Annotated in this window: 22 protein-coding genes; 14 read left to right on the top strand and 8 right to left on the bottom strand. The window is 67.8% G+C overall.

The genetic code is table 11. The features are described 5' to 3' along the window. Positions 1–3: 3 nt before the first annotated feature. Positions 4–1,401, bottom strand: coding sequence for a sensor histidine kinase (locus tag H4W30_RS33005; RefSeq protein ID WP_075849303.1), 1,398 nt, complete (start codon positions 1,399–1,401; stop codon positions 4–6). Then, a complete protein-coding gene (locus H4W30_RS33000; protein ID WP_205215529.1) occupies positions 1,398–2,096 on the bottom strand; it encodes a response regulator transcription factor in 699 nt (232 codons plus the stop codon). Before H4W30_RS33000 ends, H4W30_RS33005 begins: the two co-directional genes overlap by 4 nt. Positions 2,097–2,284: 188 nt before the next feature. Here H4W30_RS33000 and H4W30_RS32995 point away from each other — a divergent pair, with 188 nt between their 5' ends. The 6 genes from H4W30_RS32995 to H4W30_RS32970 all read left to right on the top strand — a co-directional run bounded on the left by H4W30_RS32995 (position 2,285) and on the right by H4W30_RS32970 (position 5,534). After that, positions 2,285–2,617 carry a PepSY domain-containing protein gene (locus H4W30_RS32995; RefSeq protein ID WP_075849307.1) on the top strand — a complete coding sequence of 111 codons (333 nt, stop codon included), beginning with the start codon at positions 2,285–2,287 and terminating at the stop codon, positions 2,615–2,617. A 59-nt stretch (positions 2,618–2,676) separates the two neighbouring features. Beyond that, positions 2,677–3,651: a DUF1259 domain-containing protein gene (locus tag H4W30_RS32990; RefSeq protein WP_083666521.1), complete on the top strand. Its 975-nt coding sequence runs from the start codon at positions 2,677–2,679 to the stop codon at positions 3,649–3,651. 98 nt (positions 3,652–3,749) lie between these two features. Next, positions 3,750–3,962, top strand: a complete 213-nt coding sequence (locus H4W30_RS32985; RefSeq protein ID WP_091679556.1) for a DUF378 domain-containing protein — start codon at positions 3,750–3,752, stop codon at positions 3,960–3,962. Continuing rightward, positions 3,959–4,504 carry a Chromate resistance protein ChrB gene (locus H4W30_RS32980; protein ID WP_245788976.1) on the top strand — a complete coding sequence of 182 codons (546 nt, stop codon included), beginning with the start codon at positions 3,959–3,961 and terminating at the stop codon, positions 4,502–4,504. Before H4W30_RS32985 ends, H4W30_RS32980 begins: the two co-directional genes overlap by 4 nt. Beyond that, on the top strand, positions 4,501–4,932 hold the full coding sequence (locus tag H4W30_RS32975) for a chromate resistance protein ChrB domain-containing protein (RefSeq protein WP_112276286.1): 432 nt from the start codon (positions 4,501–4,503) through the stop codon (positions 4,930–4,932). The genes H4W30_RS32980 and H4W30_RS32975 overlap by 4 nt, the downstream gene beginning before the upstream one ends. After that, positions 4,929–5,534 (top strand): copper resistance CopC family protein, encoded by a 606-nt coding sequence (locus H4W30_RS32970; RefSeq protein WP_075849313.1) that lies wholly within the window; start codon positions 4,929–4,931, stop codon positions 5,532–5,534. The genes H4W30_RS32975 and H4W30_RS32970 overlap by 4 nt, the downstream gene beginning before the upstream one ends. 134 nt (positions 5,535–5,668) lie before the next feature. On the opposite strand, the gene H4W30_RS32965 is transcribed toward H4W30_RS32970, so the two are convergent. The 6 genes from H4W30_RS32965 to H4W30_RS32940 form a co-directional block, all read right to left on the bottom strand. Continuing rightward, on the bottom strand, positions 5,669–6,220 hold the full coding sequence (locus H4W30_RS32965) for a methyltransferase domain-containing protein (RefSeq protein WP_205215079.1): 552 nt from the start codon (positions 6,218–6,220) through the stop codon (positions 5,669–5,671). Between the two features lie 159 nt (positions 6,221–6,379). Beyond that, complete coding sequence (locus tag H4W30_RS32960) at positions 6,380–7,504, bottom strand: hypothetical protein (RefSeq protein ID WP_075849513.1); 1,125 nt, start codon at positions 7,502–7,504, stop codon at positions 6,380–6,382. Positions 7,505–7,509: 5 nt separating this feature from the next. After that, positions 7,510–9,603, bottom strand: a complete 2,094-nt coding sequence (gene fxlM, locus H4W30_RS32955; protein WP_091679559.1) for a methyltransferase, FxLD system — start codon at positions 9,601–9,603, stop codon at positions 7,510–7,512. 45 nt (positions 9,604–9,648) lie between these two features. Then, positions 9,649–10,899, bottom strand: a complete 1,251-nt coding sequence (locus tag H4W30_RS32950; RefSeq protein WP_091679561.1) for a lanthionine synthetase C family protein — start codon at positions 10,897–10,899, stop codon at positions 9,649–9,651. After that, the gene (locus H4W30_RS32945) at positions 10,896–14,009 is read right to left on the bottom strand and encodes a lantibiotic dehydratase (RefSeq protein ID WP_186361385.1); all 3,114 of its coding nucleotides are present in this window, start codon (positions 14,007–14,009) and stop codon (positions 10,896–10,898) included. The genes H4W30_RS32950 and H4W30_RS32945 overlap by 4 nt, the downstream gene beginning before the upstream one ends. An 81-nt stretch (positions 14,010–14,090) precedes the next feature. After that, on the bottom strand, positions 14,091–14,276 hold the full coding sequence (locus H4W30_RS32940) for an FxLD family lanthipeptide (protein ID WP_009151814.1): 186 nt from the start codon (positions 14,274–14,276) through the stop codon (positions 14,091–14,093). Positions 14,277–14,726: 450 nt separating this feature from the next. Here H4W30_RS32940 and H4W30_RS32935 point away from each other — a divergent pair, with 450 nt between their 5' ends. From H4W30_RS32935 to H4W30_RS32900, 8 genes are all read left to right on the top strand, one after another. Next, positions 14,727–16,010, top strand: coding sequence for a helix-turn-helix domain-containing protein (locus tag H4W30_RS32935; protein ID WP_112276300.1), 1,284 nt, complete (start codon positions 14,727–14,729; stop codon positions 16,008–16,010). 14 nt (positions 16,011–16,024) lie between these two features. Further along, positions 16,025–16,384 (top strand): hypothetical protein, encoded by a 360-nt coding sequence (locus tag H4W30_RS32930; RefSeq protein WP_073575400.1) that lies wholly within the window; start codon positions 16,025–16,027, stop codon positions 16,382–16,384. A gap of 304 nt (positions 16,385–16,688) precedes the next feature. Continuing rightward, a complete protein-coding gene (locus H4W30_RS32925) occupies positions 16,689–18,143 on the top strand; it encodes a tyrosine-type recombinase/integrase (RefSeq protein ID WP_091679564.1) in 1,455 nt (484 codons plus the stop codon). Positions 18,144–18,262: 119 nt separating this feature from the next. After that, positions 18,263–20,128 (top strand): hypothetical protein, encoded by a 1,866-nt coding sequence (locus H4W30_RS32920; protein ID WP_091679566.1) that lies wholly within the window; start codon positions 18,263–18,265, stop codon positions 20,126–20,128. Further along, positions 20,125–22,596, top strand: coding sequence for a hypothetical protein (locus tag H4W30_RS32915; protein ID WP_091679569.1), 2,472 nt, complete (start codon positions 20,125–20,127; stop codon positions 22,594–22,596). Before H4W30_RS32920 ends, H4W30_RS32915 begins: the two co-directional genes overlap by 4 nt. After that, positions 22,596–23,063, top strand: coding sequence for a hypothetical protein (locus tag H4W30_RS32910; RefSeq protein ID WP_112276282.1), 468 nt, complete (start codon positions 22,596–22,598; stop codon positions 23,061–23,063). Before H4W30_RS32915 ends, H4W30_RS32910 begins: the two co-directional genes overlap by 1 nt. Before the next feature lie 9 nt (positions 23,064–23,072). Next, positions 23,073–23,588, top strand: coding sequence for an NUDIX hydrolase (locus H4W30_RS32905; protein WP_091679574.1), 516 nt, complete (start codon positions 23,073–23,075; stop codon positions 23,586–23,588). 102 nt (positions 23,589–23,690) lie between these two features. Continuing rightward, the gene (locus H4W30_RS32900) at positions 23,691–24,422 is read left to right on the top strand and encodes a hypothetical protein (protein WP_091679577.1); all 732 of its coding nucleotides are present in this window, start codon (positions 23,691–23,693) and stop codon (positions 24,420–24,422) included. The last annotated feature ends 575 nt before the right edge of the window (positions 24,423–24,997 follow it).

Raw genomic sequence — 24,997 nt, 5'->3', positions numbered from 1 at the left:
TGCTCATCCGGGTGCGGCGGCCGGGGCGTCCGGAATGGTGGCGTCGGGATGGTTGGCGGCGGGGAGGGTGAGGATGACGGTGGTGCCGCCGTCGGGATGGTTGGCGGCAGTCGCGGCACCGCCGTTGCGGCGGGCCAGCGCGGCGACCAGGGCCAGGCCCAGTCCGGTGCCGCCGCCGGTGCGGGCGTCGTCGGCGCGGGTGAAGCGGTCGAACGCGTGCGGCAGGAACTCGGGGGCGATGCCGGAGCCGTGGTCACGCACCCGGATGCTCACCCCAAGCTCGGTGTCGGGCGGGCTGGCCGTGATGATGATGGGTGGCTGCCCGTGCCGGGCGGCGTTGTCGATCAGGTTGCTCACCGCCCGGTCGAGATCGCCGGGATCGGCGCGCACCGTGAGCTCCGGTGAGCAGTCCAGGATCACTTGGTGCTCGTCGAGGGTGCTGCGGTAGCGGGCGATCACTGACTCCAGCACGGGACGCACCGGGGTGGGCTCGCCGGGCCGGGCCGGCGGACCGGCCTGGTCGGTGCGGGCGAGCAGGAGGAGGTCCTGGGCCAGGCGGGATAGTCGTTCGGTTTCCTCCAATGCCGAGCCCAGCGCGGCGGTCAGTTCCCGTGTGGTGCGGGGTCGGCGCGCCGCGAGTTCGAGTTCGGTGGTCAGCAGGCTGAGCGGGGTGCGGAGCTCGTGGCTGGCGTCGGCGACGAACTGCCGTTCCCGCTCGACAGCGGCGTGCAGGCGGTCGAGTAGATCGTTGAACGTGGTGCCCAGCCGGGAGATTTCGTCGCGAGCCGACGGCACGGGTAGACGCTGCGTGGGGTGTGCGGCGGTGATGGTGGCGGCGCGGGCGCGCATCCGTTCCACCGGTCGCAGTGCGGCGGCGGCCAGCAGGTAGGCCCCGACCGCGGCGGCGAGCAGCGCCAGCGGCAGGCCGACCGCCAGTTCTTGGCGTAGGTCGGCCACCGCGGCGTCGCGGTCGGCGAGGGTCACCGCGGCCACGGCGATCCGGCCGTCCGCACCGGTGGGGGCGGCGGCGATACGCACCGGCCCGTCCAGCTGTCCGGCGGTGGCGTGATCGACCACGAGCTCGCCGCGCCGCGCGGTCGCCAGCTCCGCTGGAGTCAGCAGGGGCTGGTCGGCCACGTCCGGGGAGCTGGCGATGATCTGGCCTGCGTCGTCGAGGACCTGCTCGCCGGTGTCCCGGCCGCCGCTGGACAGCACTGGTGCGGCGGTGGTGGCGATCGGTTGGAGGTCGCGCAGCCGGTGCTCCAACGATTCGCTGATCGAGGCGTCGAGCGATTCGCGTGTGTGCGTCACGGTGACGATCCCGACTCCGAGCAGGACCAGCGCCATCATCACCGTGAACGCGGCGGTGAGCCGGATCCGGAGCGGCCACCGCCGGATCATCGCGCCCCCACCCGCGGCCGTCCACCATCCGGCCGGAGCCGGTACCCGGCGCCGCGCACGGTCTCCAGCGAGACCACCGCGAATGGCCGGTCGATCTTGTCCCGCAGCGCGCGGATGTGCACCTCGACGACGTTGGAGCGGGATTCGTAGGCGAAGTCCCAGCAGTGCTCCAGCAGCAGCTCGCGGGTGAGCACCACGCCGGGCTGGCGCAGGAACATCTCCAGCAGCGCGTACTCCTTGGCCGTCACCGCGATCTCGGTCTCGCCGCGCCAGCACCGCCGGCTGGCCGGGTCGATCCGCAGATCGCCCGCGGTGAGCACGGTGGGGCGGGCGACCGGGCCGCGGCGGGTCAATGCCCGCAACCGAGCGAACAGCTCCTCCAGGTGGAACGGCTTGGTCAGATAGTCGTCCGCGCCGCCGTCCAGGCCGCTGATCCGATCGGTCACCGCGTCACGGGCGGTGAGCATCAGCACCGGCACCCACACCTGCTGGCGGCGCAGTCGCCGGCACATCTCGAACCCCGACAGCCGGGGCAGCATCACGTCCAGCACCACCGCGTCGTAGTCGCGGCTGACCGCCGCCCCGAACCCGTCGGCCCCGTCTGTGGCGACATCGACGGCGTAGCCCTCCTCGACCAGGCCACGGCGCAGCAGGCCCGCCATCTTCGGCTCATCCTCCACCACCAGTACCCGCACCATCCATCACCTCTCTTCAGGCGCCACCCCCGAGCACCCTGCACAGGCGCCCCTTCACGGGCACGGTGCCACCACATCCGGGTGACCGCCGTCGTGTCTTCATCACGGCTTCATCTCCACCGACTACCCATACCCATGCAACCACCTCATGCAACCACGGTTACAGGAGCGTGGAGAATGGAGAAGGCATGAACCGCAAGACGAAGATCGGGATCGGGATCGCCGCCGGAGTGCTCGTCCTCACTGGTGGGGGCGTGGGCCTGGCCTCCGCGATGTCCGGCGACGGCGACGAGGTCAGCGGCCCCGCGGCCGACCAGGCACGAGCCGCGGCCGTGCAGTCCGTGCCCGGCGGGAAGGCCGGCGCTGTCGAGACCGAGACCGACGAGGGCGCCGCCGCCTACGGCGTCACCGTCACCAAGCCCGACGGCTCCACCGTCGAGGTCCACCTCGACAGCACCTTCCACGTCGTGGGCACCGAGGCTCCCGGCCAGGACCACGACGCCGACGGTGACGAGGGCTGACCGCGTACCACCGACCACGATCTACACCGACCACGATCGAGTTCGAGGAGGGCAAGGACATGCCGTTCACCCCCGCCCGCGCGGCCCGCGTGGTGTTGCCGCTGGCCGCGCTGCTGCTGGTCCCGCTCGCCGGCTGTGGCACCGACACCACCCCCGCCAGCGACACCGCTGCCGACGCCGAGCATCGGCGCCACCAGCCGATCCCCACCACCGAGGCGGACTGGAAGCCGGTCACCGACACCCTGGGCCGCACCGGGAAGTTCGGCGACAACAACACCGTCTACCGCATCGGCCTGCCCCGCACCGACCTGCAGGTCACCTCCGGCGGCGTCGAGATCAAACCAGGGCTGTCGCTGGGCGGCTACGCCGCCTTCGCGAAGTACCGCGACGGCGTCATGCTCATGGGCGACCTGGTGGTCACCGAGGCCGAACTGCCCAAGGTCACCGACGCACTCCAAGCCCACGGCATCGCGCAGACCGCGCTGCACAAACACCTGCTGCAGCAAACACCGCCGGTGTGGTGGACCCACATCCACGCCATGAGCGACGACCCCGCAGCGCTCGCCCAAGGCGTGCAAGCCGCACTGGACGCCACCGCCATCCCAGCCCCGGCGCCACCAGGTCAGCAGCCGCCGATCGACCTGGACACCGCCGGCATCGACCAGGCCCTGGGCCGCAAGGGCACCGCCGACGGCGGCATCTACAAGTTCAGCATCGCCCGCAAGGAGACCATCACCGACGACGGGCATGTCCTTCCGCCCACGTTCGGGGTGACCACCGCGATCAACTTCCAGCCACTCGGCGGCGGGCGGGCCGCGATCAACGGTGACTTCGTGATGACCGCACCCGAGGTCCAGAAGGTGATCCAGGCGCTGCGTACAGGCGGGATCGACCTGGTCGAAGTGCACAACCACAGCCTCACCGAGCAACCCCGCCTGTTCTACATGCACTTCTGGGCCGTCGACGACGGCGTCACCCTCGCCAAAGCCCTCCGCCCCGCGCTGGACGCCACCAACCTGCAACCCCCAGGCTGATACCACTCACGCCGACAGCGTTTCCGGCCCCGTCGTGACGATCGGCGGGGCCGGACAAGCACCATGACAACGAGCATGACAACGGGAAGGAGCGCAGGATGCGGCCACGCACCGTTTTGGACTGGATCGCTTTCGTGCTACTGCTGATCGGCGCGTTCGCCTGGGCGGCGTTCGTCACCGACATCAACGTGCTGGATCGGGCACTGGAACCCATCGCCGATCCGCTCGACGACATCGTGTTCGTGCTGATCGGACTCGCGGGCCTGTACTGGATCGGCCGCGTCGTCGTCGGAGACCGAACACATCAGTGAGCAACTCCACCGATCCAGCGCACGAGCGACCATCGACGGGATCGGCAGCGCCGCGGCAGGCAGGGCAGCGGGCAGGGCAGTGGGTGTTGCTGTCCTACCGCATGCCCCGCGAGCCGTCCACCCCGCGGATCACGGTCTGGCGCAAACTCAAACGCCTCGGCGTCGCCCAACTCGGCGACGGGCTGGTCGCGCTGCCCGCCGACGCCCGCACCCGCGAACACCTCGACTGGATCGCCGACGAGATCCTCGCCGCCGGCGGCACCGCCGGCGTGTGGCTGGCCCAACCAACCAGCCTGGCACAGGAACGCCGCCTGGCACAGACCATGGCCGCCGCCCGCGCCGCCGAGTACCGCGCCGTGCTCACCGAAGCCGAACAAGCGCGCTCACTCGGCGAGGCCGAGCGACGACGCGCCCTGCGCACCCTGCGCGCCGAGCTGCGGCGTATCCACCGCCGCGACTACTTCCCCCCACCCGAACGCGACACCGCGCAGGCCGCTGTGGACGCCCTGCACCCCGACCACCACACCGAGGAGACCGCATGAAGTGGGCCACCCGCGAACACATCCACATCGACCGCGCCGCCTGCGCCTGGCTCATCCGCCGCTGCATCGACCCGGACGCCGCCTTCGTGTTCGTCACCGACCCCGCCGACGTCCCCCCAGACGCCACCCCGTTCGACATGCGCGGCGTCGACCTCGGCCACCACGGCGACGACTGCAGCTTCGAAACCATCCTGCGCCGCCACGACCTCACCGACCCCGTGCTCTGGCGCATCGCCGAAATCATCCACGAAGCCGACCTCGACGACGAACGCTACGACGCCCCCGAAGCCCCCGGCCTCGACGCCATCCTCCGCGGCCTATCCATGATCGGCGACGACCAGCACACCCTCACCATCACCAAACCCATCTTCGACGGCCTCTACGAGTACTACCACCGCGCCCAGATGCTCGGCCGCGAACCCGCATGACCGCAGGGAACATCCGCCGCGCCACCCTCGGCATCCTGGCCGCCCTGCTCTGTGCAAGCCTGCTCGGCACCGATCACCCCGCGACAGCGACCCCCTCATCAGCGGTGCCCTTGCTGGAAGAAGCCACCCCACCAGCGAATGCCGTCCTCACCGAACCGGTCGACTGGGTGTACCTGACCTTCGACCGACTGATCAACACGTTCAGCATCCGGGTCACCGGCCCCAACGGCCACGACGTCGCCCGCGACAACGCCATCGTCAAGCACGACATGATCTCCCAGCCACTGCACACACTCACCCAGCCGGGCACCTACCGCGTCACCTGGCAGGTCATCGACCTCGACGGCCACCAGGCCAGCGGATCACACAGCTTCACCATCACCCCCGGCGTCACCACGACCCCCGAAAACACTGCCACCACACCAGCCACCACCCCCCACTCAGTACCGCCGACAGCGCCACCAGCCACCAACCAGTCCACGATCACCACGCCGCTGGCCGCCACGATCGCACTCAGCCTCCTGGCAGGACTAACCCTCCTCACCATTCGTCACCGTCGACGCGTCCGCGCATCACGTGCGCAGCGGCCAGACCGGACATGACGACAACCGCAGTCACGAGACATTCGGTCGGCATAGCTCCCGTAGTCCTGGCCTACCAGCGCGAAAGCCAATGCGGTGTCAGATTCCAACAACACCAGAGCCATCGACTCACCGCCAGCCTGGCCGTGAGAAGCTCAACAAGCTGACTTGACAGGGAACCGCAACGGGGCGACCAGCCGTTCTCCAGGTGCGAGCTGCTTCCACCACTGGGCGGGGATGTCCCACGGTGAGACCGTGGCGATCATGCGGTCGTACGGGGCGTGGTCGGGGTAGCCGAGCCCGCCGTCGCCAGTGATCACGTGCACGTCGCCGTAGCCGGCGGCGGCCAGCGCTTGTGAGGCTTTCGCGGTCACGTCCGGGTCGACGTCGATGGTGGTCACCAGGTCCGCGCGGCCGGTCAACTGGGCGAGCAGGCTGGCGTTGTAACCGGTCCCCACTCCGATCTCCAGGATGCGGTTGCCCGGCTGGACGTCGAGTTGGTCGAGCATCGCGGCTACTAGCCAAGGTGCCGACGCGCAGGACAACGACCGGCCGTCCTCGAACCGGTGGGTGACCACCGCCTGCCACGGGTCGTAAGCGACCGCCAGGTCGGCGTCCGGCACGAACTCGTGCCGCGGTGTGTCGCGCAAAACCCGCTCGACGTCGCTGTGCTTTGCGTGCCCGGCCTTCTGGATCCTCTCGACCATTGCCGCACGTAGCGCTTCCGGCGAAGTAGTGGTGGTGTGCATCGTTCCTTCGTATCAACGATCGTCGGGTTGGCGGGCATCGTTAGTGATCGACACGGGCTGTTTCTCGGGCCGAGGAAGCAAACCCGTTGTGGTGCAACGGCTTCACTAGGACCCGCCCTACGGGTTCGCTGGAGCGTTGACGTTGCAGGACATCGTCTTCACGCTGCGTGCCATGGCCTCTTCGGCGCAGGCTAGTGCTGTCGTGAGGTCTGCCAGCAGTGTGGCCGGGAGCGTGCCGCTGCCGAGCGCGCACGCTTCGACCGAATCGGACAACTCGCGCGCTTGGGAGTCGGTGAGCAGCTCGCGGCAACCATTGTGGGCGAGTACATCGCGAGCGACGTATCCGTCTCGTGTCGCGGCGGCGTAGTCGATCAGATCAACGGCGATCTGGTGCACGGGTGGATCGTCAACGGTGCCGATGGCGTCGATGAAGGACAACCCGAGCCGTGTGTGGAAGACCGCCAAGCCGGGCGCGGAGGTGTCGAGTCGGTGGTACTGGTTCAGGAGCGTGGGCAGATCGGCGACGCCCGAGGCGCCGTGGCACTGGATGGTCAGGCAGGCGGTCACGGCGTTCTCCCAAGGGTCTCCTGGTGTTGTGTCGGCCAAGAGGGTGAGGGCGCTGTCGGTGTCCCCGGATACGGCGTGGGCGATGACCGCGATCTGGCGACCGTCAAGCATCCGTCGCCCGACGCCCTTGTACGCGTCGAGCCGGGCGCGTGCCTCCGCCCAGCGGCCGGCTGCGGCCAGAGCGCGGCCACCGGTGGCCAGCAGGACTGCCCACAGCCAGCTGCGGATGTGCTGGTGCGTCTCGGCGGAGTCGGTGAGGTCGGCCGGGATCTCGATGCCGTCGACGATGGCGTCAGTTCGGGCGGAGACCGCGGTGAACAGGGTGTCGATCAGCGCGAAGGCGCGCTCGCCCTGACCCTCGCGGATGTAGAGGCGGGCGAGGTTGGTGATCGGTTCGAGAGCGAGGCGGGCTACCTGCGCGCCCAAGGGGCGGGCGCGCAGGTAGATGTTCACCTGCTGGTGGCACCACCGCCGGGCCAGTTCGGGCAGGCCGCAGTCGGAGGCGATGAGCGCCGCGTTGTTGTGCACGGCGGCGGCTTCGGCGAGCTCGCCGCTGTGCTCGACTTGGCGTGCTCGGTCGCACAGCTCGGCCACCCGCCGGGCCAGCGGGAGGCAGGCCGGGCGGGTTCGGGCAACGAGGGGGAAGCGGCGGGCGAACTGGCCGGCGGGGTCCACGGGCGTCACTCCCAGGTGACGGTCATGGGCTTGGTGGGGCGGTCCAGGACCACGAAGCCGGGGTTGGTGTCCGGCTGGGGCGCGGTGTCGGGAATGGCGAATCGGACGGTGCTGGCGCGGAAGCCCTGGTCCCAAGTCGAGATCTCGACCGAGACCTGCTCGGCGAGTTCCTGCGCGTTGGGGCCGTGGCCGATGACGCCGACCTCGTAGCGTCGGCCGCCGTCCGGATCGGGGTCCGCGGCGCGGATGGTGAGGTAGGCGAGGCTGCCGTCGGCGGCGGTGGTGGCCATCGCCACCGAGGGGAACATCGGCCGCACAAGGCCGCTTTCCTTCGCAGCGGGAGCGACCTCCATGCGCATCAGCGGGTTGGGCAGGTGGCAAGCCAGCCAGAGATCCAGCCATTCGAAGGATTCCATCGGGACGAAGTGCACGCCGGTCCACACTTCGCAGGCAGGGCTGTCGAAGACGCCGGTCAGGGTGTCCGGGTCGGTGGCGTGGTTGTTGTCCTTATGGATTTGCAGCGTCACCTCCCCGGTGCCGGTGAGGTCCAGAACGCGGCGAGCGTCGTCGCCAAGGCCACGCAGCGGCATGAAGATCGCCATCTCGCTGCCCAGGCTGCGCCAGCCGTCCTGGTCGCGTTCGAAGACGATGCTGCGAGAGGCACAACCACGCAGGCGCACCGGAGCTACCAGACGTCCGCCGGGTGTGAGCTGGTCGAGCCAGGCAGCCGGGACCTCGTGGGCACCGACGGTAGCGATGACGCGGTCGAAAGGCGCAGTTTCTGGGTGGCCGAGTGCGCCGTCGGCGGCGACCGCCTCGACGTTGTCGATGCTGGCTGCGGCCAGGTGCTCGCGTGCTCCGGCGACGAGGTCCTCGTCGATGTCGATCGTGGTGACATGCCCGTCGGCGCCGGTGAGGGTGGCCATCAGGGCGGCGTTGTAGCCGGTGGCCGCGCCGAGTTCGAGCAGCCGTTCGCCGGGCTGGATGCCGAGCTGTTCGAGCATCATGGCGACGATCTTGGGCTGGGACGCGGCGCTGATTCGGGTGCCGTCGCCCTCGTGTTTGGTGTAGACGGGCTCGTCGGCGTACGCCTCGACCAGGGGGACGTCGGGCAGGAACAGGTGTCGGGGCACCTGCCGGAACGCGGCCTCCACAGCGTCGGTGCGGACGGTGCCGTCCTTGACGAGGCGGTCGGCGAGCTTGGTACGCAGCTCGTCGGCGGAGCCGGTGGAAGCGTCACTGACGGTGGTTGTCATTGCGGGAACCCTAACGGTGTTGGAGGTGGTCCCGGCTGGTGCCTGCCGGGTAGGCGTGCTGTAAAAAACGGTGTCGACGGCCAGCGCGGCGAGGGTGGCCTGGTCGGTGCCGGAGAGACCGGCGCGGTTGGCGTGGAAGATGAAGTGGTGCGCCAGGACGGCGCGCAGGCCCCGCTCGAGGTGTCCGGCGCGAGCGAGTTCGGCGAGTTGGCGACCGGCCGTGTCGAACGCTGTCCACCAGGTCTCGGGAACCACGTCGGGGGCGACGTCGGCGACCTTGTGCGTGTTGGTGGTCATCAGTCGGCGCACGGCTTGGCTCAACCGCTCGGTGTGCGGAGAGTTGTTGGAGTGGGGTTGGGCGGTGGGCCGGAGCGCAGCCACCTTGTCCCAGACGTCGCCCTGCTCGAACCAGTCCAGCCCGGCGGCGCGCAGCATCGAGCTGAACAGCAGGACGGTGGTCTCTCTCTGACCCAAGGCAGCGGGTTTCGTGGCACGGGCGAGGCAGTGGCGACTGTCGTGGTGAAACAGCGAGTGCGCGATGTCCATCGCGGCGGGTCCACCGAAGGCAAGGGTTTCGGGTTCGTAGATGCCGCGAGTCCAGCGCGCGAGATGCCCATCGGCCTCCAGGTCGGACAGCAGCGTGTCGACCGCTTTCGTCTCGGGGTTGACCGGTTGGTAACGCAGCCGCCAGGCGGGTGTCTTGCGCAGGTGCCACCACGTGTCGAGTTCGCCGTCCTGTTGGGCCTGGTCGAGAGCGGGTACGAGCAGGGTCGCGGCGGTGTGCTCGGCCGTGGTCGGGTCGGCGAACTCGACCAGGTAGTGGTGCCAGCTGTCCGGCAGCATCAGCGCGGAATCTCCTCTCGGTCGGACGGATCGCGTTCGGACGGATCAGGTGATGAGCAGGCCGGTGCCCCAGCCTGTCGCGGGCTCGATCTCAGCGGCGAGGGCAGCTAGGCCGACCCCGGCAGCGCCTTCGAGGAAGCCGGGGCCTTCGGGAACGGCCTGGGCGCAGGCGCGGTGCAGCATCTCGGTGGCCAGCGCGCGGAGTCGGGAAGCGGCCGGCTCCGGTGTGTCGATGGCGGTATGAGCGGTGATCCGGGCGAGTCCGGCGTAGCCGTGGCACAGCGAAGCGTCGCTGATCAACGCATCCTGTTCCGGGTCGGTCACCGCACTGATCACGGCTTCCTCGGCGATCTGGCGGCGATCGGCGTCGTCGAGGGCCAGGGCGGCGAGGTGCAGGGTGCGGGCGATGCCCGCTGTTCCGTAGCACCAGCTCGGGCGTCGGCTGGCCCCGCTGTGCCGCACGTACATCGGCGTCGAACGCGCCTCGTCTCGGGTGACCATGTAGGGCCACCGGTGCCCGCTCGGAGTGCTTATGCGCCAGGAGTCCAGCCACGCGCAGATCGTCGCGACGGCCTGGCGCTGCCCGTCCACGGCGATGCCCCGGCGCAGGGCCTGGGCCAGCAGTGCCAGCGGGCCGCCGATGCCGTGTGCTACGCCGAAGTTGCCGTGGCCTCCGGGGAACTCGTCGTCCTCGTGGCCGGTGGGACCGGTGAGGGTCCACCACCCCGGCAGGGCCTCTCCTTCGACCATCACCGGTTGGGTGAGCCGCACGAGGGCGCCCAGAACGGCCGGCAGGGCGGTGCCGTCGGGGTCGTGGTGCAGCAGATGGGCACCGAGACCAGCGAGGCCCCGAATCGTGTCGAACTCGGCCATCTGCGGCAACATCCCGACGACGTCCATGCGCTCGTGGGCCTTGTCGACGCGGTTGTGGGCGTCGGCGGCGATCTGCCGGGTCAAGGGCGTGAGGGCGGACTGGTACGTGCCGGGACGGACTGTGGCGGCTCCCGCGAGGGCGCGCGCGACTGCCGGCGCGCCGTAGAACAAGCCGGTGCTCGCTCCGGCGGTGATCGGCTTGCTGGTGACGGCGGTCAGCCAGTCATGGGCGCGGTCGAACGGCCGTATCCCGGCGGCTGCCAGCTCGATGTGCAGCAGTGCCACACCAGGAGCGCCGTGGGCGAGGGATTGGTGCCACCACGGCTCGTCCGTGGGCAGGTGGGGGGCGTCCGGCCGGGCGAGGCGATCGGCGATCCCCGTCGCGTACTCGACCGCGGCATCCGAGGCGAGGTCGGCGTTCATCGCGGTCCTCCGGTGCGGGCGGCGAAGGTCAGGGCCGCGGTCCGGGCCAGGTAAAGGCACACCGCCTTGTCGTCGGGCTCGATGCCGTAGGCCCGCAGGAAGTGCGTGTGCAGCAACGAGCCCAAGGCGGCGTCCGGGTCGACGCCCTCGGCCTCAGCCCCGGACAGGTGCGCTCGGTAGGCAGCTACGGTCTGGGCGCGCTCGGCCCATGTCGCGACGACCGAAGCCGCACCCGGCGTGCTGCGCAAGGCGCGGAAATTCTCGGAGGGGTCGGCGAGGCATTGTGCCTCGGTGAACACCGGCCGGGGCACGACGGTAGGAGGTTTGGCCGGGACATGGTCGACCAGCCACCGCATCCCGGCCTCGGTCCCTCCCATGAAGGCGACGGCGATGGCGGCGAAGTTCGCCGCGGCCAGAGCATGGTCGTGCGGTCGCGCGGGCCAGGCGAGCTCGGCGAGCACGGCGCGGGAGTCAGCCGTGAAGAACGCCTCGACGGCTGATAGTGCCGCACCTGAGCCCCAGCGGCCGGTCTCCGGGTAGGAGGTCGCGAAAGCGATGTCGCGCAGCAGGCCGAGGCGGCGGAGCCGGTCGGCCCAGGCGCTGACCCGGCCGGCCGCCTCGCCGAACACCACTGGCTCAGTGCTGAGGAGACTGATCCGCAAGCGCAGGTAGTGCTCGTTGCCCTCGCGGAATCGCAGAAACCACCACCGCGGTTGGGCATCGCCCCACTCCGCCAGCAGTGCGGGCAGGTGCTTGGCGAGCACGGTGTTGTGACGTTGCGGGTCGCCGTAGAGCTTGGCGAACAGCATGGGGGAACCACCCGGCGACAGCCCGTGCTCACCTGGCCGGACGATCCGCTGGGGCGTCGGGCGCGGTGGCCGCGTCGTGGCCTGCGGCTGACAGCTGGCCATGGGCACGACGACGTCGTGAGCACGGCCATCGAGCCATCCGGCGGCGTCCTCAGCGGGTCCTTCCTCCAGCACCGCGTGGGGGTGGGTACCGAGGTGCTCGCGCAGCAGGACCCGGTGTGCGTCCTCGACGAGATCGAGCGGCAACCGCCAGTCCCCGTCGACCAGGAACACCGCCTGCGGGAGGCGGCGGCGGGTGCGCCACTCGGCCAGGGCGCTGTCCCAGGTCGCCCAGCTGGAGGTCCGGTCGGGAAGGTCGGCTGCGGCCAACCGCCACCGGGCCGGGGACAGCACGATGCGGCCGAAGCGCAGCCGAGGAAGAAACGGCAACGTGGCCGCCGTGCCCCAGTCGAAGTCGGTGACCTCCGCGCAGTGTGCGCGGGTCAGTTCGACCAGGAGGCGGGCCAGCGGCGGAGTGTGTTTGCGTAGGTTGAGTGCGTGCAAGCCCCACGCTTCGACCCTCGCGCCGAGGGCGGGTGCGGTCAGATACAGGCGGTCGCTGTCGCAACTGACCGCCAAGTCCGCCGCCGTGAGGACCGCCGTTGACGCGGCGGTGTCGCGGTGTTCGGCGAGGCTGACGATGGTTGGCAGGACCTGGGCGCTGCGGGCGACGTGTGCGGTGGCGGGGTCCAGAGGCGGGAATGACAACTGGGCCTGGATTACCCCGTCAGACGCGGGCGGGGCGAGCGGCGTGATCAGCATTCGGCGGTCGTGTTCGTCGAACAGGTGCAGGAAACGGCCGCTGACGACGCCGGCCGATCGCGAGACTGAGGTAACGACGAGCTGGAAGTTGCCCTGCTTCAGGGCTTGCAGGCTCGGGGAGTCGACACGGGCGCACAACTCGAGGTGCGAGGGCAGCCGCATCGAGTGCACAGGCGCCAGCTCCAGCTCGGCGATCAACCTCTCGCCGAGGACGACCTCTTGCTGACCGTCCAACGCGGCGGCCTGGGCCAACGCCAGCAGCCGTTCGTCCCGAGGCGTCTGCTGGGGTCGTGTGACCACTCCGCTGGTGCCGGGGTAGCCGTCAGGCCAGCCGATCCCGCTGTCGGCAATGACCTCGAGCAGTGGCACCTGTGCGCCGGTGCCGAACCGCTGGTAGAAGCGTCGGTGGAAGTCCGCCCAGGCTGCCGTACCGCTGGCGCGGGAGGTCAGGCGCGCCAGGACCAGCGCGGCACGTTCCGCTTCGCGGGCGACTGCGCTGGGGAGCACGACGTCCAGGTCCAGCCGCAGGTCGACCGTGACTGGGCTCCGCCGTGACGGAGCCAGGCGGCTCATGGACGCGGCGGCGTCGGTCCGTAGCCTGCGCCGCGCTTCCGCTGGGCTGTTCCGATGTCGCCGCAACATGTCGTGGATGTCGTTCAGCGTCATGCACCGCTCGGTGGCAGCCTCGCCGACCGTGGCCAGCTCGCGCACCAAGTGGCCAAGTGCGTCGGGCTCCGTGCTCGGCGCATGGAGGTTGGTGACGAGCACGCGACGAGCGACCAACGTGGCCAGCAAGCCGGTCACCGTGCTCCCGGCGGTGCTCGGGAACTCGGCCTGTACCTGCTCGCGCATGTCATCGAAAGGAATCGGTGTCCGCGCAGCTCGCACGGCCGCGCGCACCGGGCCGGTGTAGCGAAGTTCGACTTCGACTGCGCCGGTGCCTCGATGGTTGACGGTCGGCTGGTACGGAACCACAAGCCGCTCACCGCGCACCATCAACGTGGAGTTCGCGACGAGGACCAAGCGCTCCAGGATCTCGGCCTGACCTTCCAACCGTCGGATGACCTCGGCCAGCCACCCGGCGTCGGCCGCAGCGTCCGCGCGATGATCATCACCCCAACGCTGAGAGGGATCCGCGTCGAACCGCGCGGCGGTGACCCCGGCGAACAAGCCGTTGGGAGTCGGACGGCCGGTCAACCGTGCCAGGTACCGCAGAACGGACAGCACCACGCGCCGGGATTCGCGCTCGCTGGCAACCTGAGCGCCACACAGGTTGTGGACGCGGTCAGCAAGGACAGGGCTGGCCAGGCCGATGGCGTCACGGACGGCTTCGACCTCCCACACTTCGCGCAGCCAGTCCACCCACGCGGTGACGGCGTCGGCCCCGGTCGCGGTCAGCGTCGGCCACGGCGGAAGTTTCAGCTCGCCCTCTGCAACAGCCCGGACCAACAGGCCACCCGCGGCTCGAAAGCCGACGCGGTCGGGCAAGGCCGTGGACACGGGACACCTCTCCAAAGCGACGGATGGAAACCGGACGCCCGCCCAAGAAGCCCCTGGCGGGCGTCCGGTCGCTCGTGACAATCAGGCGGCGCTGATGCAGGTCGACTTCTCGCACGTCGTCCCGCAGCCGTCATCCGTCATGTTGATCAGATGCGCCGGGTCCACCACCTCGACCAGCGTGATGTCGAGGTCGAACTCCGAGCCCATCTCGACCTCCGCGGCGGGCGTGGCCACCGTGGTCGGCGACCACTCCATCTGAACCGTCACAGATCCTCCTTCGTGGGTTTTACGCTCCGAGTCCCGGCGAGTCGGCCGTGACTTCGCCCGCCAGGCGGACCAGCCCGGAACTCGACCGAGGTACCGAGCGCTCCCGCCAGCACACCCGCGAGCGGAATTCCATCGAAGTGGAGGGCAGTCCTACCACCACACACCCCTCGACGGCACGTCCCGGTGAAAGACGCTTCCGGATACTCGGGCTGCGCCGAAGCGGAAGCTCGCCCGGACCGCAGCGATATCAGTCAAACCCCTGGTGATCAACGATAGCCAGAGCGCCGACGCGGCGTCGATGAGGCGGCAATGAGGCGTCATCACCTCTGACCTGCATAAACGCCTTTTCAGAGGCGGTAGTCCGAACGGGTACAGCTCGCCGAGCGGGTGATCAGCCTTGACCCGTAGCTGGCTATCGTGGCAGGTGACCGACGGGGTGAGGTGGTGTTCATGAGTGACCGACGAGATGCCTTCGCCGCGCGGCGTGAGCAGATGGGCTACACCCAGGAGAGCTTCGGCGCGGCGGTGGGCGTGGAGTTCTCCACGGTCGGACGCTGGGAACGCGGCACCCTGACCCCGCAGCCGTACCGTCGACCGTGTTTGGCTAAGACCCTCGATGTGAGCCTCGACCAGTTGGATGCGTTGCTCACGCCGAACCGGCAAGCTTCTACCGTTGCCACTGAACCAGCCGACCCTGCGGAGGCCGACGACATGAACCGTCGTGACCTGCTGCGCTTGTTCAGCATGACCGGCGCGTTGCTCGCGCTGCCTGCTGGCGAGACAGTACTCGGCGACGTCGACCGGCTCGCCGCCACAGCTCACGCGGGCACGGTGGACACGGCGGGAGCAGCGGAGTTCGCCCAGCTCAACTCCCACCTGTGGCGCGTGTACGCACTGTCGCCGACCAAGGCCCAGGTGCTGCCGCTGGTCCGAGCCCAACTCGGTGTACTCAGCGACTCCTTGCGACGACCGCAGACACCGACCATCCGACAACGGCTCTGCGAGCTGACCGCCGACCTCTTCCAGTTGGCGGGGGAAATCTTCTTCGACGGCAACCGATACACCGACGCCGCTCACTGCTACACGCTTGCGGCAACAGCGAGCAAGGAGGCCGTCGCTTCCGACCTGTGGGCCTGCGCGTTGACCAGGCATGCTTTCGTCGCCGTGTACGAGCGCCGATTCGCGGATGCCGCGCCGATGCTCGACGTGGCCGCCACCATCGCACGTCGAGGCGACCCCAGCCTGTCGACCCGACACTGGGTCGCCGTGGTGCAGGCCGAGACCTTCGCCGGCCTCGGCGACTTTGACTCCTGCCAACATGCCCTCGACACCGCTGCTGAGGTCCAGCGCCTACGGGGCCAGGTGCACAACGGCGGCTGGCTCCGGTTTGATGGCTCCCGCTTGGCTGAAGAACGCGGAACCTGCTACGTCACGCTGGGCCGCCACGACCTAGCTGAAGCGGCTCTGGTCGACGCCCTGCAGGGCACCTTGACCGCCCGCCGGAAAGCAGGCGTCCTGACCGACCTGGCGATGATCGGCGTGCACCGTCGCGACCCGGACCAGGTCGTCACCTACGCCGACACCGTCCTGACTACCGCCCGCCAGACCCGCTCGGGGGTCATCGCACAGAAGCTGCGGGTCCTTCAGCCACACCTTGCTTCCTTGCTCAACGACCAACAAATCCAGCGACTCGATGCCGAGATCACCAAACTCGTCGGCAACCGCGCCGCGTGATGGAGGACGACCGAATGCACAACGACCGTGGCCGCGTGTTCCGCGAGGCGTGGATCGCCGGAGTCACCAAGCACTACCCCGGTGAGCCGAAGCCTGGCTACATCACCCCGTGGGACCAGACCCCCGACTGGGAACGCGACGCCGCGACCGCCGTGTACGACCAGGTCGTCGCCTTCATCAAGGCCACCGACGGCGCCACCACCAAACTGACCCCAGACCAGAAAGGCCGCTTTGTGGCGTTGTGCTGGATCGGCCAGATCTTCAAGCACTTCCCCGAGCCGAAGCCGTCGTACGTCGCGGACTGGAACGATTTGCCGGACTGGCAGAAGGCGACGGATATCGACATCTTCGAGCGCATCGAACGCGATGCCTGACCAGGCGACGATCGACGCTGCGGCCGTCGATGCTCGCCTTGCCGAGACCGAGTACGACGACGCTCAGGCGTGGCTACACGCACGTTCGACCGCGTTGGAGCCGCTCGCAGCCGAGGTCTGGGTCACCGACCCGGAGCACCGCCACGTGCTGCTCGTGCGGCACCGGGTGCGAGGCTGGGTACCGCCTGTTATGGCAAGTATTTGAGCCTGTCTCACCGTTCCGTGGCGTTCGTACCGCTCTGTCGCCTTTGATTCGTGCCCGCTAGGTTCTGGGAGCCGTATAGCTCTCACTGAGGGGCGAACGATGGATCACTTCTTCGTGTCGAGGGACAAGGTCCGTCGATATTTTGAGCCCGTGCCTGGTCTTGGCGTTGACGGTCTCACTGTCCTGCGGCGGAAGGGTTCGCCGCAGGATGGGACTCCGTTCTTCCTCGGACGGGATATGCGGCCGGTCGAGCCACTGTGTTCGTTCATGTTCGAAATGGCCAAGACTCACCAACCTAAGACGTTGTCCGATTACACCTACGACCTGCTCGACCTCGTCGACTTCCTGGCTCAGCTGGAACCGTCGACTGACGTCCTGTCGGCGACTGAGGAAAACCTGATCGCCTACCGCGCTGAGCGGACCGAGCTACAGGACAAGCCGAACGCGCCGGCGACCTGGAAGCGCCGACGAGCGCTGATCAACAACTTCTATGAGTGGGCGGTCGAGGCCCAGTGGCTGGACCGCAAGCCTTATCGCCGGCTGCGCAACGGCCGGGACGTCCTGGCCTGGGGTGCGGTATCGGATCTGGACATTCGCCATCTGACCCACCGGCAGTGGCGATTCCTCAAGCAGGTCGGCTTGCGGGGAATGCTTCCAGCAGACCGGGTCGACCTGTCGTTCCGAGGTTCGGCTCCGCTCAGGAACGCGGCGGCAGCGGAGCTCGCGGTGACGACAGGGATGCGCTTGAGGGAATTCACCTCGCTACTGGACATCGAGGTCGGACTCCCGCGTCGTGACTGCCTGCCGGTCGACGTACGGCTGGAGATGATCGCGAAGTACAGCCTGCCCCGCGATGTGACGATCCAGCATTCCGTGATGAAAGAGCTCGACCTTTACCGGCGCACCGAGCGGGCCGCCACGATTCGCAGGGCGGCACCGGCGTTGACCAGGCGCAGAGCCGAGCTGTTCGTCGTCACCGATATCGACGAGCGGCAGATGAAGGTCAGCGGGCGGCTGCATGGGAGACGCCGGACGTTCTCGATCGAGAAGATGACCGCGGAGCTGCGGAGAATCGCGGTGACCGAAGGGCCTTGCGGTCTGGAGCCGATGGCGTTGTTCGTCGGCCGTGGTGGCCGGATGCTCAGTAAGCAACGGTGGGAACAGATCTTCGATGATGCGCACGCCAGATCTCTTCGGATTGCAGCTGAAAACGGTGTCGATATGGTGATGCCGCGCAGGTTCAGAATCCACGATCTACGGCACACGTTCTCGGTTTACATGTTGGAGCAGCTCACCCAGTTGGTGATTGCACAGGAGACGGACCGCAGACTCAACGGTGGGCACAATGCTTACCTGGCCGACCACATCTGCCGCAATCCGCAGTTGATCTTGCAGCGGCTACTCGGACATCTGAATCCTGGGTCGACGATGAAGTATTTGCGTTACGTCCGGAACACCAACGTTCTTGTGGCCCAAGCTATTGCCGAGTGGAATGAATCAGACAAGACCTACGCGGAGTACGCGGCTCTTGCCGCGGAACGCGCGGTCCTGTGATGGCCCGCAGAGGCGAACGTGCTTCGCGCCCACGTACGATGGTGGTGCCAGAAGTGAAACCCGCCAACTCCGATAGGATCGGGGACCGGGTTATAGTCCGGGAACGGCGAGGGCGAACGGTGCGGTTGAGTATCGCCCCCTCCCTGTTCCGATGTTCCGTCCTGGTCGCGGAGCTGGCGGACGAGGCTGTGGCGTACGCCCATCGGGTCTCGCTGCGCAAGCCCGATTGCTATTTCACGGCCGTGCGGGAGCTGGGAACGTTCCTCGATGAACACTTGCCGACCGTCGGGTGCGAGCCTGCAGAGGCGCGTTTGGCCGGGATGAAAATCGATCTGATCGAAGCCCTCTTCTGCTGGGAGGCAGATCTGCGGAGGCGGCACGGGCTGCGATCAGCGGAGCCCTACCGCAAGGCCGCGGCTGTGCTGGCGCTGATCGATATGCGTGCGGAGCGCGACCCGAATGTTCCGGAGACCCTTCGTCGTCGCGCGGCGGGGCCTCCGACATACAAGCGCCGCCCCAACGCGGTCCTTGACGAATACTCCAACGAGGAACGGTTGGCACTGCAGGAGGCCGCAAGGGCCGACGTCCGGGCACTGGAGAAACGCCTCACTCGGGGGCAGCATCTGCTGAGATCCGGAGCTGACCCCCGCCGCGAAGGCTGGCATGACCTCGCCAACCTGGTCTGGGCCGCCAAGCATCGCCTTCTGACGACCACAGATCTCCTCGAGCACCTGCCCATGAATTCGTCATCGTGGTCGCAGCCGATCAAGGACGTTATCGAAGCGAACCCGCCTGGCAGGGAACGTGGAGTCTATGCCTGCTTGAAAGCGATCAACCGGTTGCTGTTCCCGTCCGAGCAGGACCTGCAGCCCTTCCGGGTACTCCTGCTGCTGGGCATGGCCGACTGCACCCCCGAGGAACTCCTCGACCTGCGTATGGCGGACCTGGAGTTCTCTGACGCGGGCGTGCGAGTGCGGCAGACCAAACTCCGCGCGAATCGCATCCGGGCTGATTTCCACCCGGACCTTCCTGATAGCAAGGCCAGCACAGGCGATGTCGCGGATCTGGATGGGGACACCGGAAGCGAGGTGTATCTTGCCGTCGGCAGGTGGGATGTCGGTGGGCTCCTACGGCGGTTGATGGAGGTCACCTGGCAGGCACGCGAATCGTTCGACTCCGAGGACGTGCTGTTCCTCGCGGTCGAAGCGGGCCGTCCCAGGACCACTATGCGGGCCAGAGTCGCCACATGGACTGAGGACCACAACGGGTTCAGCGCGTGGATCAGCTGGCATCGCAACGACGACGGCACACCCGCTATGGCGATCTCTCAGCCGCACTACGCCCGAAGGCTCCGCAAGACCGTGAAAACCGCCCGTGTGGCCGCCCTCGGCGGAACCCTCACCGATGTGGCGGCGGACGACCATCACATCGAGGTCTTCCGTCACCATTACGCCCACGGAACGACGGCGCTAACACTCGCCGGACGATCCATCAACCGCGCACAAGAACGCGTCTTCCACACGATCACGACCAAGCCGATGCTCCTCGACACTCAAGCAGAGCATCGATTGGCCGAACCCGAGGTCGCCGAGGCCGCGGGGATGACTGTGGAACACGCCGCCGCGATGCGCGCCGGGGAGTACGACATGGGCCTGACTCACTGCCGTGATCCCTACGATTCGCCATTCACCCCTGGCGGGAAGCCCTGCCACGTCGCCCCGGCGATGTGCATGATCTGCCGCAACGCCGTCGTATTCATCTCGCAGCTGCCGAGGCTGCTGCTGCTGGCAGCCCACATCGAGCGGATGCGCGACGCCCTGGACCCGATCCGCTGGACGGCAATCTGGGGGACCCAGGCCACAGCCCTGGCCGAGGTGTTCGCGGAATGCACAGCACAGCAGCTCCACGACGCCCACGAAGCGATAGGCGACCAGGGGCTGCGGCTGGACCTGCCGCTGGGTATGAGGACGGAGTATGACCGGTGAGCACGACGCCCCAGCCGACGGCAGTGACTTCCACCCTTGTTTCCGCTGATGAGGCGGTCTTCGGATCCGGCCACCCGCTCGTGGAAGGCGTCCCTATTCCCGAGTTCGGCGAGAGCAGGTCCTGGAGTTTCGGGTGTATTCGCCGTCCGAGCAACGTCCGCCCGGCGGCGTGGAAGGTCAACTTCACGGTGATCGATTCCGTCTGGAACCTGCGGATCCGGGAAATCTGCTTCAGCATGCTCAACCCCACGCACAAAGTCATTCGGGACGCGGGGATCGCTCTTGTCGCCGAGCCGGCGGCGCACAGCACGGTCCGGCAATGCGCCTACACACTGGGCAAACTCGCTGCCTGGGCGTTGGCCAACGACATGCCCGCCGACATCGCGGCCTGGCGCGAAGAAGACTGGGCCGGATTCGTGGAACACATCACCGCCAGGGCGAACGCGCTCAAACCCGACGCGACGGCGCTGAGCTGGCTCTCGACGCTCGCGCCGGTACTCACTCACGGCGGCATGGCTCAAGGGCTGTGGAACACCGATACTTTCCGGGAGATCAGGCACCGCAGCGATACTCCGTCGACGGCATCCATACCGCCATCAACGTGGTGGCCGCTTCTGCGGGCCGCATGGGCCTACATCCACGAGTTCTCGCCGCACATCCTCGACCTACGCGATCAGCTGGCGCAGCAACCAGATCCTGGCGACAGCCCTGAACGTCGACCGGCCTTCCGCACTCCGGCGGGAAACGACGAGCTGGTGGACAACTGGCTCGCGAACCCCGACAACCTCGTTCCAGTCCACAAGTACGACCACCAGACGAAGTCGGCTGGGGAGCCGATCTGGCATCATCTCGCGCTGACGATCACAGGCGGCACCAACACGGGGCTCTTCCAGACCACAAGGAAGGGAGCGGCGCAGCGCCGGCGAGACGCCGTCCTTCGAGCCGTGGAACGGGGGCAGGTACAGGCCTACTCCTGGTCAGAGATGCGGGCCCGGACCGACGTGGTCAACCATCCCGCCATTTACCTCGGCCGAAGCACAGCTGCACTCGATCAGGTTCTCGACGACTGGCTTACCAATCCCGACAACCTGATCCCAATCCGCACCAAGCAGCCACGTGCGCCGCGCTCCGACCTCGAACCTGGAACGATCATTTGGACTGCACTGGAAGCACTGATCTACGGCACCGCGGGCACAGCACCCTTTACACAGCGCTCCGTGACTAGCGCCGCGCGCAGACAGAAGGTCGAGGACGCTGCCGCGGCCGGGCGGGTACAGAAGCTCGCCGGAACCATGACGACCCGCTCACTTCCGATGCCCTGCAAGGACTTCACCTCAGTCACCCGTCAGGACGGAACCACGCGGCCGTGGCGCGGCCAGATCAGCGTCGAGGAACTCGCGGACGAAATCCGCATGGTCAGGGCGGCATGTTATGTGTTCATGGCAGGACTGACGATGATGCGGGACTCAGAGATCCAGGAAATCGAGCGCGGATCCCTCACTGCCTATTACGGAGCGCCCGCAGTCAAGTCCCGAAAGCTCAAGCACGACCCGGCGCAACCGGAACTCAACTGGTGGATCAGCGCGCCGGTCGTCGAAACTCTGGCAGTTCTTGACCGGTTGTCCTGGCATCACACTCACCTGTTCGTCGCTCTCGATCCGCCCAGGGTGACCGCTCACAACGAGGACACGGTGCGCGGAATCGATGCCGCCGGCGAGATCGACTTCTTCGTCGCGGGAGTCAACGCTTCCCTCGAACGAACGGGTTTGGAAGAGATCCCGGCCGGCCGCATCCGTCCGCATATGTTCCGAAGAACCATGTCGATCATCTGCAGTCAAGAGCCCGACTCCGAGATCGCCCTCGGCCATCAACTCAAGCACCTGGCCCGTCGTACCTTGGCCAACCGAATCACCCAGGGCTACTCCCGCATGGATACCCACTGGGCCAAGGAGTTCGACAACCAGCTCGAACTCGCCGCCGCTGGGCGACTCGTCGAACTCCTCAAATCCCGCCGGTCCGGCACCGACGTCGCAGTCGGTCCCGCAGCGGCCAAGCTCCACTCCGGCCTCGACAACGTGATTGCGACGATGAACAGAGCCCCAGCTCTGCGAGCTCAACTCGCTGACGAGCAAATCGAGGTCCTGCTGTTACGGGATGAGTTTGCTGACCTGCATTTCGGCACGGTCAACCACTGTCTCTGGGACCCCGCTCAGGCGGAATGCCAGAACTCGCTACCCGAAGGGCAGCGAGGGAAAACGCCCGTCCTGGGAGCCTGCCAGCCCGCACGGTGTCGAAACTCGGCAGTAGACCAGGACAAGCACGGCCCAGTCTGGCTCGCCGAGGACGCCGATCTGACGCGCATGCTCCGCGACCCGCGGCTGGCCACACCCCGCCGCGCAGCCCTCGAGAACCGCCTGTCCGAAGTCCGGCTGATCACCGGTACCTGGCTGACCAAGGAGCGCCCCTGATGGCCGTCTCGCCCCCGACCGAGACCAAGCTCCGAGCAGCGATACAACGACTGCTCGACGGAGTTCCGATCCACACAGACGGCGCACTGACCAAAGAAAATCTGGCCCGCGAAGCGGGCGTCAGCCATGCCACCGTTCACCGTGCTGGCGAGATTCTGGCCGAGTGGGACACCCGAGTTGCCCGGCCGGTCCTGCGCTCCACCGGTGAGGTTCGTCGGGACGAGAAGATCGAGGCACTCACAGCCGCGCTACGCGCCGAAAAGCGGGCCGTCACCGAACTGCAGGGGAAGCTCGATGCGCTCGCTAGCGTGACCGCCGACCTCTACCACGAGAACCTGACGCTGAGGAAGAGGCTTGACAAACAACCTCCAGTGACCTCAATGGATACCAGAGCAGCCAGGTCCGAATCTTCACCTGTTCGTGGCATCGAGCGTGCACGAGGTCATCGGCAAACCCGCCCGCTCTAGCCTGGATCGGTGACCCCTCACGCCCCTGGTCCGGACACACTGCACGCGGCCATCGTCGACGCCGGTCTCGCGGAGTTCGAGTTCGACGACGCACGAATGTGGCTGAAGAACGCGTGCCACGGCCCCATGGCCCCTTTTGCCGCCGACGTCTGGGCCTTTGACAGCACCTTCCAGCACATCCTTCTTGTCCGCCACCGGTGGCGGGGCTGGGTTGTCCCTGGAGGAATGGTCGAACGAGGAGAGACACCTCGACAGGCAGCGCGCCGTGAGCTGGAGGAGGAAACGGGGATGGCCGCCGACCTCCTCGAACTCCCTGCTGCGGTGACCGTCCGTTCCTACCGCTCGGATTGGACACCCACGCTCGGGCTGACCTATGCCGCCGTTGTCGACCCCTCGCTTCCCCTGAACGGCGAACGTCATCAATCCGCAGCATGGAACCCATTAGCGCAGGACTGGACAGGCGCCTTTCCCGAGGACATCACAAGAATCCGACGCTACGCCCAGGCAGGGGCATCAGCGCAGTAGTCGGGCACTCGTGGGATGCCGCCGGGGCGATAGACCATCGGCTCGTCCTGGTGGTCGGCGGCCTTTCAATCTTGTCGAGCATCGAGACGAGGCGCACCGTACGTGCTGGTCGCCGCGGGCGCTGCCCAACTCGGGTTGTCGGTGGCGGCGGTGCCGAGGTTGTCCGCGGCGTGCATGACGGTGAGATGCGACGATGACGACATGGAGGACGGCCAGAGCGAGAAGGGCGCGTCGCAGCTGCCAGATGGCCGCGGTGGGCTGACGGTGGTGGCCGGAGCCGCGGTGATGGGGGCGCTGACCGTGGCGGTGACGACGATGGTCATTCTGTCGTCCGCGACAGCTGAATGCACCGACACCTCTGGGTCGATCCTGTGGTCTTGCAGGCCTTCATCATCGGTTGCGTTGCTGCTGCCGATTGGGGGGTGGGTCGTCGCGCACCTTGTTGTGCTGGTGACGGTGCCGCGGCTCCGACGTGCCCGCGATACAGTCCTGCCGCACACAGCCCTGCTTCTGGTGTCGGTGGCGATCCTCGTGAGCAGCGGGCTCACTGTGGTCTGGGTGGTGTGGGCGTCGTGGGTGCTGTCCGCGGTTGTTGTTCTGACTGTCCCGATGGCGGGGGTCGTGGCCTTCGCGGTCGCACGGTACCGGTGGTCGGCGGCACTTGTCGCCATTCTCGCCGCGGCGGTGGTTTCAGGCGGTGTGGTCGGGCTCTATGATGTCCTGCCGCTGGCGCCGGTTCTGGTGCCGTTGCTGTCGGCGGTGACGCTGACCGTCACGATGTCGGTCTACGCACGCTGGGCCGCGGGCCGGTCTGTGTCTGTGGCGCGGCGCTAGGCTGAGCTGTGAGGCTCCGCCGGATGTTTCTGGACCAGCCTGTGAGGGTGCGCCTCGACTTTTCTGACGTTGCCCGTAGGGTGTGTCGGCCAAGGATGTTTCGTTGTTGAGGAGCCGGTCGGGTGCAGGCACGGGCGAGGATGGGCCGATTCGGGCTCGTGCTTGCTCTGCTGGTGATGCTGCTCGGGATGAGTGCGGCTCCAGCGCACAGCACCGACGGCGGGTTTGCCGGGCAGCACCCGGTGTCGGTGATTGGCGAATCCGCGTCGCCTGTGCCGTCGCCGGACAAAGGTCTTCATGACCGGCCGCACCTGTCGGAGGCGGCGCGACATGTGCTGGCCACGGCGCTACCGGAGACCTGCTGGGCTGTGGGCCCGGGCACGAACCGTGGATGCTCCCTGCAGCGATGCTCGGCCGGCAAGGTCGGCGCTGGAGGGATAGCGGCTGCGGCGTCGACACGGCAATCGTGTCGGGCGCCCCCGGTCCGCGTGAACGGAACGATCCAAGCCTGACGCTGTTCACGTCGCTGCTGCGCGCATTCTGCGACGTGACTGTGCTGCCTGGCCCCATCGAGA

This window comes from Amycolatopsis roodepoortensis (genome assembly GCF_014873915.1).
Taxonomy (GTDB): Bacteria; Actinomycetota; Actinomycetes; order Mycobacteriales; family Pseudonocardiaceae; genus Amycolatopsis; species Amycolatopsis roodepoortensis.
This window is presented reverse-complemented; position numbering and strand designations above follow the sequence as displayed.

What these genes read in the sequence shown, in the direction of transcription:
- H4W30_RS33005 (WP_075849303.1), bottom strand. Translation starts at nt 1,401, where the DNA reads ATGATCCGGCGGTGGCCGCTCCGGATCCGGCTCACCGCCGCGTTCACG.
- H4W30_RS32995 (WP_075849307.1), top strand. Translation starts at nt 2,285, where the DNA reads ATGAACCGCAAGACGAAGATCGGGATCGGGATCGCCGCCGGAGTGCTC.
- H4W30_RS32990 (WP_083666521.1), top strand. Translation starts at nt 2,677, where the DNA reads ATGCCGTTCACCCCCGCCCGCGCGGCCCGCGTGGTGTTGCCGCTGGCC.
- H4W30_RS32985 (WP_091679556.1), top strand. Translation starts at nt 3,750, where the DNA reads ATGCGGCCACGCACCGTTTTGGACTGGATCGCTTTCGTGCTACTGCTG.
- H4W30_RS32975 (WP_112276286.1), top strand. Translation starts at nt 4,501, where the DNA reads ATGAAGTGGGCCACCCGCGAACACATCCACATCGACCGCGCCGCCTGC.
- H4W30_RS32970 (WP_075849313.1), top strand. Translation starts at nt 4,929, where the DNA reads ATGACCGCAGGGAACATCCGCCGCGCCACCCTCGGCATCCTGGCCGCC.
- H4W30_RS32965 (WP_205215079.1), bottom strand. Translation starts at nt 6,220, where the DNA reads ATGGTCGAGAGGATCCAGAAGGCCGGGCACGCAAAGCACAGCGACGTC.
- fxlM (WP_091679559.1), bottom strand. Translation starts at nt 9,603, where the DNA reads ATGCTGCCGGACAGCTGGCACCACTACCTGGTCGAGTTCGCCGACCCG.
- H4W30_RS32950 (WP_091679561.1), bottom strand. Translation starts at nt 10,899, where the DNA reads ATGAACGCCGACCTCGCCTCGGATGCCGCGGTCGAGTACGCGACGGGG.
- H4W30_RS32935 (WP_112276300.1), top strand. Translation starts at nt 14,727, where the DNA reads ATGAGTGACCGACGAGATGCCTTCGCCGCGCGGCGTGAGCAGATGGGC.
- H4W30_RS32930 (WP_073575400.1), top strand. Translation starts at nt 16,025, where the DNA reads ATGCACAACGACCGTGGCCGCGTGTTCCGCGAGGCGTGGATCGCCGGA.
- H4W30_RS32925 (WP_091679564.1), top strand. Translation starts at nt 16,689, where the DNA reads ATGGATCACTTCTTCGTGTCGAGGGACAAGGTCCGTCGATATTTTGAG.
- H4W30_RS32910 (WP_112276282.1), top strand. Translation starts at nt 22,596, where the DNA reads ATGGCCGTCTCGCCCCCGACCGAGACCAAGCTCCGAGCAGCGATACAA.